The sequence below is a fragment of the Capnocytophaga endodontalis genome (assembly GCF_002209445.1).
In the GTDB taxonomy this organism is placed as follows: domain Bacteria; phylum Bacteroidota; class Bacteroidia; order Flavobacteriales; family Flavobacteriaceae; genus Capnocytophaga; species Capnocytophaga periodontitidis.
Genome location: NZ_CP022022.1, coordinates 2788953 through 2802457, shown reverse-complemented (window position 1 = coordinate 2802457; position 13505 = coordinate 2788953). Strand labels below are relative to the sequence as shown.

Annotated in this window: 12 protein-coding genes; 7 read left to right on the top strand and 5 right to left on the bottom strand. The window is 36.2% G+C overall.

Annotated elements, in window-relative coordinates; all coding sequences use genetic code 11:
- Positions 1 to 9 precede the first annotated feature (9 nt).
- From CBG49_RS12640 to gcvH, 4 genes are all read right to left on the bottom strand, one after another.
- Positions 10 to 435, bottom strand: coding sequence for an energy transducer TonB (locus CBG49_RS12640; RefSeq protein WP_088594746.1), 426 nt, complete (start codon positions 433 to 435; stop codon positions 10 to 12).
- Between the two features lie 99 nt (positions 436 to 534).
- Entirely contained in the window at positions 535 to 1266 is a 732-nt protein-coding gene (locus tag CBG49_RS12635) for an energy transducer TonB (protein ID WP_009413538.1), read from the bottom strand.
- Positions 1267 to 1310: 44 nt separating this feature from the next.
- Positions 1311 to 1691, bottom strand: a complete 381-nt coding sequence (locus tag CBG49_RS12630; protein WP_009413537.1) for a VanZ family protein — start codon at positions 1689 to 1691, stop codon at positions 1311 to 1313.
- Positions 1684 to 2064: a glycine cleavage system protein GcvH gene (gene gcvH / locus CBG49_RS12625; RefSeq protein ID WP_009413536.1), complete on the bottom strand. Its 381-nt coding sequence runs from the start codon at positions 2062 to 2064 to the stop codon at positions 1684 to 1686. The genes CBG49_RS12630 and gcvH overlap by 8 nt, the downstream gene beginning before the upstream one ends.
- Before the next feature lie 218 nt (positions 2065 to 2282).
- Here gcvH and CBG49_RS12620 point away from each other — a divergent pair, with 218 nt between their 5' ends.
- From CBG49_RS12620 to CBG49_RS12595, 6 genes are all read left to right on the top strand, one after another.
- Entirely contained in the window at positions 2283 to 3299 is a 1017-nt protein-coding gene (locus CBG49_RS12620) for a hypothetical protein (protein ID WP_088594745.1), read from the top strand.
- 81 nt (positions 3300 to 3380) lie between these two features.
- Positions 3381 to 4334, top strand: coding sequence for an acetyl-CoA carboxylase carboxyltransferase subunit alpha (locus CBG49_RS12615; protein WP_009413534.1), 954 nt, complete (start codon positions 3381 to 3383; stop codon positions 4332 to 4334).
- A gap of 43 nt (positions 4335 to 4377) precedes the next feature.
- Positions 4378 to 5214, top strand: a complete 837-nt coding sequence (locus CBG49_RS12610; RefSeq protein WP_157668402.1) for a hypothetical protein — start codon at positions 4378 to 4380, stop codon at positions 5212 to 5214.
- Positions 5215 to 5218: 4 nt separating this feature from the next.
- Complete coding sequence (locus CBG49_RS12605; protein ID WP_157668401.1) at positions 5219 to 6397, top strand: hypothetical protein; 1179 nt, start codon at positions 5219 to 5221, stop codon at positions 6395 to 6397.
- Between the two features lie 80 nt (positions 6398 to 6477).
- Positions 6478 to 8166, top strand: coding sequence for a lysine--tRNA ligase (lysS, locus tag CBG49_RS12600; protein ID WP_088594742.1), 1689 nt, complete (start codon positions 6478 to 6480; stop codon positions 8164 to 8166).
- A gap of 72 nt (positions 8167 to 8238) precedes the next feature.
- Positions 8239 to 8919, top strand: coding sequence for a hypothetical protein (locus CBG49_RS12595; RefSeq protein ID WP_227002896.1), 681 nt, complete (start codon positions 8239 to 8241; stop codon positions 8917 to 8919).
- Here the strand turns inward: CBG49_RS12595 and CBG49_RS12590 are convergent.
- Positions 8901 to 10217 (bottom strand): sugar MFS transporter, encoded by a 1317-nt coding sequence (locus CBG49_RS12590; protein WP_088594741.1) that lies wholly within the window; start codon positions 10215 to 10217, stop codon positions 8901 to 8903. The genes CBG49_RS12595 and CBG49_RS12590 overlap by 19 nt on opposite strands.
- A 351-nt stretch (positions 10218 to 10568) precedes the next feature.
- Here CBG49_RS12590 and CBG49_RS12585 point away from each other — a divergent pair, with 351 nt between their 5' ends.
- Positions 10569 to 13415 carry a TonB-dependent receptor gene (locus CBG49_RS12585; RefSeq protein WP_088594740.1) on the top strand — a complete coding sequence of 949 codons (2847 nt, stop codon included), beginning with the start codon at positions 10569 to 10571 and terminating at the stop codon, positions 13413 to 13415.
- Positions 13416 to 13505 lie beyond the last annotated feature (90 nt).

Sequence of the window (13505 nt, the reverse complement as noted above, 5' to 3'; positions counted from 1 at the left end):
CAAAAAGATTTAAAAGTTGTTACCTAATGTGTAATTAATAGGGTAAGCAAACATTATAGGGGTAGGAATTCCGTTTTCTTCAGCAGGAATTAATTGCGGAAGTTTTTCGATAAGACGCCTTGCGTTTTCCTCGAAGATTTTATCGGTTGCGCTAACATTTATGATTTCAACTTTCCCTTGGGCATTGATGCAAAAAGAAACAATGGCTTTTCCTTGTAGTCCTTTTTCTTTAGCTTTTTTAGGGTAGATGAAATGTCTATTTATAAATTTGTTTAATTGTGTTTTAAAGCACAACGCTGCCTCCTCTTCAGTTACATCTTTGCATTTGTCGAATTTAGGGTAACGACTGATAAGATTACCGTCAGGGTCTTTTAATTGAGCATAGCTAACAATAGTGAAGAACATAGCTAAAAGTGTAAAGATTAGATTTTTCATAATGATATGAATGGTAATAGGGTTTGATAAAAGGTTGTATAATTAAAAAAGTCAGTAGTAAGGAGTCCTCACTACTGACTTTATATTTTGTTAATTTAATTAGTTAGAAAGAGTAAAGTTGATAGGGTAAGCGAACGTTACAGGGGTAGGTTTACCGCGTTGTTTACCAGGAATCAATTTAGGAATGGACTTGATAATGCGTTTAGCTTCTTCTTCAAGTAATTTGTCGGTACCACGAACACCAAGGATAGATACAGTACCATCAGTATTGATACGGAAACTCACATTCACACGTCCTTGGATACCCATTTCAAGAGCAGCAGGTGGATATTTGAAAGTGTTTTTCACGTGTTTGTCCAAGTTTTCTTTGAAGCATTGCATTTGTTTGTCTTTAGGAACGTTTTTGCAAACTTCAAACATTGGTTTATCTTCAATCACAGCAAAAGGTACATCAATAGCTACTTCTTCTTCTTGAGGAGTTTCAATTTTTTGTACAGCTACTACTTCTTCTTTTTTACTGGTTTCAGTACTACCGATAATTTCGTCCTTGATATCAGTTTTGTTGTCTACCACTTCCACTTCTTGTACAACAGCAGGAGCTGGTGGAGGTGGTGGTGGCGGTGGAGTATCAGGGTTCTCCATTACGAATTGTTCTTGTTCTTCGTCGAGATTTTTGTCGGCATCGGATAAGGTAACTTTATCTGGACCTTTGTCTTCGCGAGTGTACTCAAAAGCGAAAAGTGAGAGTCCAGAAACAAGAGCAAATCCTATTGCGAAGAACAATCCACTGCTTTTAGCCAAATCGGCTTTTGGATTTTTTTTAGGTTGCATAATGATTTTCTTTTTAAAAGGTTACTAAATATACTTGAAAGAAATTATTTAAATAATTCTTTATATTTTGCTATAAATAATAGAGCAACAATTGTGCCAAATGCATTGAAAAGCATATCTATAGGGTCTGCACTACGGGTGGTGGTGAGCGCACCTTGCAAAAACTCCATTGTAGCCCCTAATACAAGGGCAGTAATAAACGCCCATAGGTATACTTTTTTTATAGATTGTACCCATTGAGTTTCTTTGCCAAAAGAAAGTACAAACAAGCTGGTATAACCAAAATAAAACCCAAAATGCGCAATCTTATCAGCATAAGGAATACGTGGAGGTTTGGGTATTTCGTTAGAGGAGATGAGACTTAAGCTGATAACTGCTATTGTCCAAATCACCCATAATAGCGTGTATTTATGAGTTTTAAGCATTGATAAGTTTTTGATAATCACTTGCTGAGAGCAGGCTATCCCATTCTTCTGGTGTTGTGATTTTTATTTGTATCATCCAGCCCTCACCATAAGGGTCGGCATTTACCATTTCAGGTTTTTTAACTAAGGCTTCGTGAAAGCTGAGTACTTCACCACTCATCGGCATAAAGAGGTCGGAGGTAGTTTTGATAGCTTCAACAGTGCCAAAGATAGTGTCTTTAGCTAAGGTATCACCTATAGTTTCTACTTCAACATACACAATATCACTGAGTTGCTGTTGAGCGAAATCGGTGATGCCCACTGTAGCAATATCGCCTTCAAGGCGTGCCCAAATATGGTCGGGGGTGTATTTTAGTTCAGGAGGAAACTCCATAAAAGTAATATTTTTTTAAAAACGAGCCAAAGGTAATATGTTTTTTTTAAACTGCCAAATTTTTCTTAAAAAAGTTTCTAAAAGGAAAGAAAGAGGCTAGTAAAAATGTCCTAAAAAAAGAGAAAATATGTAGCGCCTTAAACTAAAATTGTTATTCGTACTTATCAATTGTTCATTATCAATTATTTTACTATCTTTGTCCCCAAAAAAATAACGTTATGAAAAACAAAGCTCTTACATCATTCATTTTTTTAATGTTTGTTGGTGGACTTTCTGCTCAAAATAAAGATTTAGTGGGAAGTTACAAAGGTAGAGGAGGAGGAATTTTTCTCTTTCCTAACAAAATGTTTGCGCTATATGGGTATATGACTATGATCCCAGGTACTTATGAAGTGCTTCCCGATGGAATGGTACTCTTTAAACCTAAGAAGAGTCCTCTCTTTTTAGTTTATGGCAATCACAACAAAAACTTAAAACCTGATGAGGTACGTATTCGATTTGCTAACTTTGAAGATGGAAAAAATTATCTTCAGTATGAGAACGGCAAAACGTTCTCGGTGTTCAATGAGAATCCTAATTGTTTACCAAGTCGTTACGTACATACATTTAGTAAAAAAGAGATAGGCAATAGCCTAACACTTATTGCTGATTTTTCAAATGAGTTGCCTTTGCTAACGCAAGGACTTAAAAATACAGCTCGTTTTACTTTGAATGACAATAATGATTTTCTCATTTGGTATGGCGAGCGTTCTCATTATCAACTTGATGGAGCAGGAGCTTTGGTAGAAAAAGAAGGGCATACTTGTTTGATTTTTATCAATATGGGAACACTTGAACAGAATCAAGAAGCTGTAAAAAGTATTAAAAAGCAAATAAAAAAAATACCTATAGAGGAACTTAGTGAATTCGCCTTTGCTAAAGAAGACGAGGATGAAGTTGATAAAGAGCTGGAAGAAATGCTTCGATTTGATGTATTAAACGATCCTCAAGCAATGTATATGGAGCTTAAAGATGAGACAGTTTCGTCTAATATTGAAGACTCTTTTTTGCAGTATGACGTCTCTAAAAATGTTTATAAAGATCCTTATAACAATATTGAGTATCACAAGTTTAAAATATTAGAACTGCAACAAAGTACTACAGATCTTAAAAAGCTGAAAATAGAGTCTCAAACTATTTTTCACTACCAGTGTGAGCAACCTTCAGAACGCCGAATTTATGGCGAAGCAAATTAAATTTGTTCATTGTTGATTGTCAATTGTTAATTAATTCATATCTTTGCCCTCTGAAAATAAACCAAATTAATAGTTAAGTCTATGGAATATTTAGATTTTGAACAGCCAATCAAAGAGTTAGAAGAACAAATGCAAAAGTGTCAAACCATTGGGAATGAAAGTGATGTGGATATGACCGACGCTTGCAAAAAGATAGAAAAAAAACTCAACCAAGTAAAAAAAGAGATTTACGGTAACCTCACAGCTTGGCAACGAGTACAAATCTCTCGCCATCTTGAGCGTCCTTATACCTTGGATTATATTAAGGCGCTTGCTGGTGATACATTCTTAGAATTACACGGCGATCGCAATGTGAAAGACGATAAAGCGATGATAGGAGGCTTTGGCAAAATAGATAATCAAAGTTTTTTGTTTATTGGTCAGCAAAAAGGCTCAAACACAAAAATGCGTCAATATCGCAATTTTGGTATGGCTAATCCTGAAGGCTACCGCAAAGCCCTCCGTTTGATGAAACAAGCCGAGAAATTTAATATTCCTGTAGTGTGCTTTGTGGATACCCCAGGTGCTTTCCCAGGTATTGAAGCCGAAGAACGCGGACAAGGGGAAGCTATTGCGCGTAACCTCTTGGAAATGTCGCGACTCAAAGTGCCTACTATCGTGTTTATCATAGGTGAAGGTGCCTCAGGAGGTGCCTTAGGTATCGGTATTGGCGATAAGGTATATATGCTCGAAAATACTTGGTATTCAGTAATATCACCAGAATCTTGCTCTTCTATTTTATGGCGTAGTTGGGAGTATAAAAAAGAGGCTGCCGAAGCCCTCAAACTCACCGCTCCCGATATGAAAAAACTCAAACTCATCGACGAAATCATCAAAGAACCTCTTGGAGGAGCTCATCACGACCGTGAAGCTATATTCAACACCGTGCGTAAAGTGATTCTCGACGCCTATAAAGAACTCAAAAAACTTCCTGCCGACCGCTTAGTCGAAAAACGTATGAACAAATATCTCAATATGGGAGTGTATAAGGAATAATTTGCTAATTTTCTAATTAGCAAATTTTCTAATTATTAAACCTATGAAACATTTATTTCTTTTGTGTATTAGTCTATTGTTGTCTATATCTGTATATGGGCAAAAAGAGGTGTATGAGTCTCGACTTAAGGAATACAAAAGTAAGAAAGAGAAAATAACCTTTCGTTCTAAGGAAGTTTCTGATAAATATGCTAAAAGTCGTTTAGGGTTGTTGTTTGTAGGGTTGTATCAATACGGATTATTATCACTTAATTTGAATGCTGTCAAGAGTATAACGTTGAAAAGTAGTGATGGAAACACAGCCACAGCTTATCTTGATTCTAAAGGAAATCCTACTAAAATAACATTTTCTGATAACTTTTTCTTTCAATTTTTATATGAAGAGGGACTTTTACGTACTAAAGGGCATAGAACACTTTTTGCAGATGAGGTAACCTCTTATTTGTATGATGATAATGAGATTTTTACTAAAATAGAAGAGCCATTAGATAAATTATCTAACACCTATTATGTTTATGATAGTGCGCAATTTAAAGATAAATACCTCAATTACACTCATATTTATCTTTCAACAGATGAGATTATAGAGTCTTCAGCACTAAAGAAAGGTAATCAGATTGTTTTAACACGAAAGGGAAAGAACAGTGAAGAAAATTTTGTCTTTACTCTTTCCAATACGAAAAACTATTTACCTATTAGTTATTATGACTACAATGGAAATAAAGGTGTAGTAGAAGAAAAATCTCCTATCTTATGGATTGAGACTCTTGGTGAAAGAATTACAGAATATCATTGGGATAGCAACCAGCGTATTAGTAAAATTGTGGTTACTGAAGGAAAAGAGAAAACAGTTTATATGTATGAGTATGAAATGTATTAAGCTTATGAAACACTTATTTCTTTTGTGTATTTGTCTATTGTTGTCTATATCTGTATATGGGCAAACAAATGATGAAAAGCACTTCAAAGCGGGAAAACCTGTATTTGTGATAGCAAAACTCAATATGTGTACCGTTGAAGATGAAATCCTTGAGCGTGAAAAAGCTGAATTGGAAAAGAATTTCAAATCACTCAATGCTGAAGTGCGTGAGGTTAAATTCTTATTGGAAGGTGAAGAGTTAGTGTTTGAAAATAATGCTCATAGCACTGTTTCCCTCAGAGAAAAGTCTGATTTTGAAGAAAATTGTGTGAATATAATTTATTGGGATGGGAAGAAGAGTTCCACTCCTATTATTTATGATGGCGTATGTCTTGCTACTGAGTTTTTCTCGCCTAAATTACTTAAAAAGAAGTTGGTTTCGAGCTATTACACTCATTTTATGAGTAAATTAAAAGAGTATAAGAACAAAGAAGAGAAAATCACCCCTCGTTCTAAAGACATTTCTAAAGCGTATGTATATAATGAATTGATGGAATGGCTCTACAAAGGCTGGCTAAAGGACTATCAGTTAATAGAAATGGAGTTTAAAGGCGTGAAGAGCATTGTAGTAAAAGAAAATGGTAAGCCTGAAAGAGAAATAGTCTTGAATGAAAGAGGAGAAGTGCAGAATGTGTGGTTCTTACCCAAGAGAGATGAGGAAGAAGCTGATATGCAGTATTTTTATGAAGATGGGTTATTGCGCAAGTTTGTAGATAATATGAATGTAGTTTTTCCTGAGCAAGACATCTTTGGTTATAATGATAATGAGATTTTTCAGAAGGCAATTGGTAAAGAAATACCTCCTTATGACAAAGAGAATAGTTTTTATTATGATTGTGATTACACGTTATTGAAAGGAGATCTTCTGGAAAAGCATTATGTACGGCTATATCACCCCGACTATAATGTTTCGGAATCTTTAGGATGGGTAAAGAATGGCAAATCTATCAGTAAGAAAGATTTTCCTATCACTTATCAATACAATGGTGTAGAAGGGAAGGTAAAGATGAAGAAGGAGTATCTTTGGGAAGATGTTTTAGGCGGCACAACAGTTATTTATCATTGGGATAATCATCATCATATCACTAAGATTGAAGTCAGCAATAAGCAAGGAAAGACAGTGTATACGTATGAATATCGATAGGGAATTAGCTAATAAGTAAATTTATGAAGTCGAATATTAACCACTAACCATTAATCATTAAACATTAATCATTAAAAAAGATGTTATCAGAACAAGAAATCATTCGTAGAGAAAAACTCTCTAAATTGAAAGAATTAGGGATTAATCCATATCCCGCTCCATTATATCCTGTCGATACTACCTCTAAGGATGTAGCCGACCGTTATGAAGAAGGTAAGCAAGTAGTGGTTGCTGGTAGGTTGATGTCCTTGCGCGTACAAGGAAAAGCCTCGTTTGCTACTTTGCAAGACAGCGAGGGCACAATGCAGTTGTATTTCAATCGCGATGAGATGTGCCCAGGGGAAGACAAAACGCTCTACAATGAGGTGTTTAAAAAACTCCTCGATTTAGGCGACTTTATAGGGGTAGAAGGTTATTTATTCATCACCAAGATGGGTGAAAAAACAGTAGCCGTTAAGAATTTTACCCTCTTATCTAAAGTATTGCGCCCTCTACCAATGCCCAAAGTAGATGCCGATGGCAAAGTGCACGATGCCTTTACCGACCCTGAACAACGCTACCGTATGCGCTATGTAGATTTGGTAGTAAATCCCCAAGTGAAAGAGGTATTTATCAAACGTACAAAGCTGTTCAATGCGATGCGCCACTTTTTTAATGAGGCAGGTTATTTGGAAGTAGAAACACCTATATTGCAAGCTATCCCAGGGGGAGCTAGTGCGCGTCCGTTTATCACTCACCACAATGCGTTGGACATTCCGCTCTATATGCGTATTGCCAATGAACTCTATCTAAAACGTCTTATTGTGGGTGGTTTTGATGGAGTGTATGAGTTTTCTAAAAACTTCCGTAACGAGGGAATGGATAGAACTCATAACCCAGAATTTACTGCGATGGAAATCTATGTGGCTTATAAAGATTACCACTGGATGATGAACTTCACCGAGCGTTTGATCGAACATTGCGCTATGGCAGTAAATGGTACTACTAAGGCTACTTTTGGGGCTCATACAGTAGATTTCAAAGCTCCCTATCCTCGTATTACGATGACCGAGGCTATCAAACAGTTTACAGGTTTTGATATCACAGGGAAAACAGAAGAAGAATTAAGAACTTTTGCACATTCTATTGGTATTGCAGTAGATGAAACAATGGGCAAAGGCAAGCTTATAGATGAGATATTCGGCGAGAAATGCGAAGGCAACTTTATTCAGCCTACTTTCATCACCGATTATCCTAAAGAGATGTCCCCTCTTACCAAAGAACACCGTGACAATCCTGCACTTACTGAGCGTTTTGAACTAATGGTATGTGGTAAAGAGATTGCTAATGCCTACTCTGAGCTCAACGACCCTATCGACCAGCGAGAGCGCTTTGAAGAGCAATTGCGACTCTCAGAAAAAGGTGATGATGAGGCTATGTTCATCGACCAAGATTTCTTGCGCGCTCTTGAATATGGTATGCCACCTACCTCAGGTTTAGGTATCGGTATGGATAGATTGATTATGTTTCTAACCAATAATGAGAGCATACAAGAAGTGCTTTTCTTCCCACAAATGCGTCCTGAAAAGAAAGGCGTAGAACTATCAGAAGATGAAAAAGTAGTATTTGAACTACTAAAAACATCAGAAAAACTTCTTTTAGATGCTCTTAAAACACAAACTGCTTTCTCTAACAAGAAATGGGATAAAGCTATCAAAGGACTTACTAGCAAGAAAGTTGCTAAAGTAGTAAAAGAAGGAGAAGAACTGTTCGTAGAATTAGCAAATTAGTCAATTTGTCAATTAGCAAATTATAGATGCCAAAGGTTGTGTTATGATCTTTGGCATTTTCTTTTAAAAAATATGGTAATGAATATCACCGAGAAATTAGCCTATAAAGAAAGACTCATCACGCGAGCTAAAATGATTTTAGCACAAGGAAGATACCCTGCTGAACTCCTTGAACAGATTAAAGACGAACGTTTGCTCAAAGAGGTAATGAAAGAAATGATGCCCTCAGCAGGAATAGCTTATGAGCTTTTAAACGATGAAGAGAAACAACAACGTGATCGTTTGTTGGCTCTAAATATAAAGTTTAGAGATTATTTATATGGATTTATGTTGTGCAAAAATATAGGTTATTTTCTGCTCATCACGGGGGCATTGATAGGGATTACTGCTGTGATGCAATTCAATAACAATGGTATTTTTGGTGTATTGAGCTTGCTAAACGGCGCTTTGCTGTTGTATTTGGCAACAAAGAAAAAGGAGTTGTTACATTACCACTGGCAGTTATTTTGTGCATTTCTTCTGTTTTATATTATAGAACTAATAGTATGGCAATTCCCCTCTCCTTTTTTGTATTTTATTGATAACGATGTGCTTTCTTCAAGATATCAAGCAAAAATAAAGTTGGCAAATTTAGCAACTCCATTGGTTTATGAAGGGGTAAGGTTAGCAGCGCTTTTAGGAATTTATAAAGGGTTGAAAAGAATCAACGAATTTTTCAATTGTCAATCGAAAAATCATCTACTACTTTTGTAGAATCCAAAGAAAGCAATATAACCATAGCACGCTACTAAGGTGAGAAATGCTAAGCTAAACCCTATGCGATCAGTGAAGAAACCAAATAGGATAGGCACTAATCCGCCGCCTACAATCATAGTACATAATAGTCCAGAAGCCTGAGCTTTCAATTCGTCAATCCCTTCAGAAGCTAAAGCAAAAATAGTAGGAAACATAATAGAATTGAAGAATCCTAGCAATAATAGGCTCAGCATCGAGAAAAGCCCTCCTGTATTGATGGCTATCAAAATGAGTACAACGTTACATAAGCCAACAATCATCAGCATTTTAGCTGGAGACAAGTGTCTACTGAGTTGTGCTCCTATAAATCTTCCTACCATAGCACCTCCCCAATAGAAACACAAAAATATGGCAACCATAGCCTTAGGATCGGCATTGATAAGGTCTGGTTTGTTAAAAATGATTCCCAAAGCTTTCCACATAGGTCCTCCTATAGGGCATTGTGATATTTCAGCCATATTTATTTCTACCAAATAGTTGATAGCAAAACTTCCTATAGCTACTTCAGCTCCTACATATAGAAAAATAGCAATAGCTCCTAAAAGTAAAGGCGTTCTTTTTAACAATGAAAAATAACTTTTTCTATCAACCACCTCTTCTTCTGTGGTGTGACAAGGTAGTTGTGCAATGCCAAATACAACAGCTAAAGCAATCACTATAAGTGAAATATATAAAAAAGGAGTTTGTATAGTTAGAGCTTCCGATTGTAGATACATATTTCGTTCTAAAGGATCTAACGATCGTATTTCACCAGACGTTTTTACTTCGTCTTTCAACAAGTAAACTGCCCCGATGATAGGTGCAAAAGTAGTTCCTAAAGCGTTAAATGCTTGAGAGAAAGTGAGTCGGCTGTGAGTAGAATTTTCTTTACCTAAAGCTGCAATATAAGGATTAGCGGCTACTTGTAAGAGGGTGATGCCACTTCCTAACACGAAAATAGCAATCATAAACGCCCAAAAAGAACGCATTTCGGCAGCAGGATAAAACAATAAACACCCTAAAGCTACAATAATGAGCCCTAAGGTAATACTGCGCTGGTATCCTATTTTGCTAAGTGTAACTCCCGCTGGAATTGAAAAGAGCAAATAAGGTAAAAAGAAAAAAAAGAGTATAAATCCTGCTTGAGCGTAATTGAGTTCAAAGATGTCTTTTAGATGAGGAACTAATAATTGTACTAATACAGTAATCCCACCAAATAAGAAAAATAAAATAGCAATAAACACAGACGCTCTAAAACATTTTTTGGTTTTATTCATTATTGGTCAATTTTTAGCCTGCAAATCTACACTTTATATTTAAAGAAACGTTAAAATTTAACAATATATTTTTGTTATAAATATAACTAATGATTGTAAGTTGTTTATTGTCAGAGATTTTTAGAATTTTTATTCTTCTGTTTAAGATTCTTAATTTACTTGTATATTTGTCGTTTGATAACTTGTTGATTACTTTGTTTATAAAAAAAGCGATAAAAATGTTTGTATTTCATAAAAAAGCACTAATTTTGCCCCTGAAATAAGAAGTGAAACAGCTTTTTGTTTTTTTAGTCACTTTGTGTATGAGCAATCTACTAACCGTCGGCTGAGAAACTAATTAACTAAATATAAATGAAAAGCTGGTTTTTAAATGTCGCAATTTTATTGCTCACAACAATTACGTATGCCCAAAATGGAACAGTAACGGGTGAAGTGATTGATGGTGAGTATAATGCACCTCTGATGGGGGCTAATGTATTGGTTAAGGGTACTACCCACGGTGTCTCCACCGATATGCAGGGTAAGTTTTCCTTAAATGTAAATGCCCCTACAGGCACCTTGGAGTTTTCATACCTCGGGTATGTAACCAAGACCGTTCCTTACAAATTAGTAAACGGTAAAGCACACATAAAGGTTACTCTTTCTACCGACCAACAGGCGTTGGGCGAAGTGGTGGTAACCGCTAAAAGTACACTGTTAGACATTGCTAAAGAACGTAAAACACCAGTAGCTGTCTCTACTATTCAAGCTACTGAAATTATCGAAAAATTGGGTACACGTGAACTTCCTGAAGTACTCAATCGCACGCCATCAGTATACGCCACTAAAGGTGGTGGAGGCTTCGGCGACTCTAAAATCAATATTCGAGGTTTTGATACCAAAAACATTGCTGTAATGGTAAATGGTATGCCTGTAAACGATATGGAAGGTGGTACTGTTTATTGGAGTAACTGGTCAGGTCTTGCCGATGTTACTTCAGCAATGCAAGTACAGCGCGGGCTTGGAGCTTCTAAGTTAGCAATAGCTTCAGTAGGAGGTACTATTAATGTGGTAACACGTGCTGCCGATATGTCCGAAGGAGGAACTGCTTACTTTAGCTATGGTAGTAACCAAGAGTATAAAGGATTAGTTGCTTACAATACAGGTAAGAGCCTTACAGGTTGGTCGGCTTCTGTGTTATTCAGTAAAAATGCCGGACGTAAATACGTAGATGGTACCAAGTTTGATGGCTATAGCTATTATTTTGCTTTAGGCTATGAACCTTCCGATAAACACAGTTTTCAGCTGATGTTTACAGGAGCTCCACAATGGCATCACCAACGCTCTAACAGTCCTTTGTTGTCTGATTATTTACGCTATGGCGATGGTGATGAACCTAATCGCAAATACAATTCAGATTGGGGATACTTAGATGGTGAAGAATATACTATTAAGAAAAATCTATATCACAAACCCGTAGCAATGCTCAACTGGGATTGGAAAATAAGCGAAAGTACCTCACTTAGTACCGTAGTATACGCTTCTTTAGGACGCGGTATGGGCACCAACTCTTTAGGAGAAGCTCACTCTTTCTCTTCAAAAACAGTGAGCGGTACTACATCTTACTCCCTTCAAAAACATTATTTAAATACACTTCGTACTGAAGAAGGTTTGATTGACTTTGACAAAGCAGTACAATATAACAAAGGTCAGGCAGTAAGTGGATTGGAGACTATGCAACACCCTGGTGAAGCAGGTAGAAGTGTAAGAGTAACCGACCCTAGTGGAAAATCAGCAGGCTCTGTAAACCAAGGTTTCATACGCAATGGTTCCGTGAACTCTCACGATTGGTATGGATTCCTTACTAACTTGCAACACCAAATTAATGATAATTTTACAGCAAATATTGGGTTAGATGGTAGATACTATTATGGCTATCACCACCAAGTTGTTACTGATATGTTAGGAAATAACTCTTATGCCGACAATAAGAATAAGAATCTAAATAATCCTAATGTGGTAACCACCGTTGTTCCCGCTAATGTTTCTTGGAATCCGTTCCAAAAAACAGAGCCTTTAGAAAACCAAATAGGCTATAGCAATGATGGAGAAGTGAAATGGTTTGGTCTTTTCTCTCAGTTTGAATACTCTGATGATCATTTCTCTGCCTTCATACAAGGAGCTACTTCGATACAGTCCTACCAGCGTATAGATAGTTTTTTAAAACCAGGCACATTAGCTATTACAGGTAAACCTGAAACTGCTATGAGTACTAAAACAGGTTTCAAAGATATCGTAGGTTATAATATCAAAGGTGGTATAAATTACAATATCAACGAACATCACAATGTGTTTGCAAATGTAGGATATTACTCTAAACAACCATTGTTTGATGCTGTATATCCTAATTACCGAAACTTCTTAAACCCTTCTCTTACTAATGAAAAAATTTTTGGAGTAGAACTCGGTTACGGGTTTAAATCAAGTTTTTTGAATGTCAATTTGAACCTATATCACACTTCTTGGAAGGATCGTTATTTACGCAAATCTAATAACCTTAAAAATAATACAATTCGTGCTTATGCAAATATCTTAGGTATTGAAGAAATTCACCGAGGTATAGAACTTGAAGCAAATGCTAAAATCAATGATTATGTAAGGGTAAATGCTTCTCTTTCATTAGGTGATTGGTACTATAAAGGAGATGCTTCTGGTAATCTTACTAATGAAAGCAACGAAACTATCGATGATCAAGGAAATGTAGTACCAGCAGGTAGTGCTAGCCAAGTAAAACTTTTCTTAGACAAAGTGAAAGTAGGTTCTACCGCGCAAACAACTGCTTCTTTGGGTCTAACTATACTACCACCTATAAAAGGACTTAAATTCGATGTTGATTGGCGTTACGTAGATGATCTATATGCGAATTTAAATATTTCTAATTTCAATAAAAAAGTTGAAGCTGAAAAAGGTGCTCTCAAATTACCAAGTTATAATCTCTTTGATTTAGGAGCTTCTTATAAATGGCAACTTACCGATAAGCAACGTCTTACTTTCTCAGTGCAAGCTTATAATGTACTTGATACTTACTATATTTCAGAGTCTTATACAAGTATCCACACTACTAATGGCAGTAAAACTTATCAAGATATTGATGTAAGAAACCAAGTATACTTCGGTGACGGTCGTACCTTTAGCTTCGGCGTACGATACAACTTCTAATAAGTTGAAAAATAAAAGATAAGATTTCAAAAGGCTGTCCTACTCGGGCAGCCTTTTTTTAATTAACGAATTAGTAGATTAGCAAATTGA

Bases quoted from the DNA above. Each gene is read 5' to 3' on its own strand.
- gcvH (WP_009413536.1), bottom strand. From the start codon at position 2,064: ATGGAGTTTCCTCCTGAACTAAAATACACCCCCGACCATATTTGGGCA.
- CBG49_RS12615 (WP_009413534.1), top strand. From the start codon at position 3,381: ATGGAATATTTAGATTTTGAACAGCCAATCAAAGAGTTAGAAGAACAA.
- CBG49_RS12620 (WP_088594745.1), top strand. From the start codon at position 2,283: ATGAAAAACAAAGCTCTTACATCATTCATTTTTTTAATGTTTGTTGGT.
- CBG49_RS12640 (WP_088594746.1), bottom strand. From the start codon at position 435: ATGAAAAATCTAATCTTTACACTTTTAGCTATGTTCTTCACTATTGTT.
- lysS (WP_088594742.1), top strand. From the start codon at position 6,478: ATGTTATCAGAACAAGAAATCATTCGTAGAGAAAAACTCTCTAAATTG.
- CBG49_RS12585 (WP_088594740.1), top strand. From the start codon at position 10,569: ATGAAAAGCTGGTTTTTAAATGTCGCAATTTTATTGCTCACAACAATT.
- CBG49_RS12595 (WP_227002896.1), top strand. From the start codon at position 8,239: ATGGTAATGAATATCACCGAGAAATTAGCCTATAAAGAAAGACTCATC.
- CBG49_RS12630 (WP_009413537.1), bottom strand. From the start codon at position 1,691: ATGCTTAAAACTCATAAATACACGCTATTATGGGTGATTTGGACAATA.
- CBG49_RS12590 (WP_088594741.1), bottom strand. From the start codon at position 10,217: ATGAATAAAACCAAAAAATGTTTTAGAGCGTCTGTGTTTATTGCTATT.
- CBG49_RS12610 (WP_157668402.1), top strand. From the start codon at position 4,378: ATGAAACATTTATTTCTTTTGTGTATTAGTCTATTGTTGTCTATATCT.
- CBG49_RS12605 (WP_157668401.1), top strand. From the start codon at position 5,219: ATGAAACACTTATTTCTTTTGTGTATTTGTCTATTGTTGTCTATATCT.
- CBG49_RS12635 (WP_009413538.1), bottom strand. From the start codon at position 1,266: ATGCAACCTAAAAAAAATCCAAAAGCCGATTTGGCTAAAAGCAGTGGA.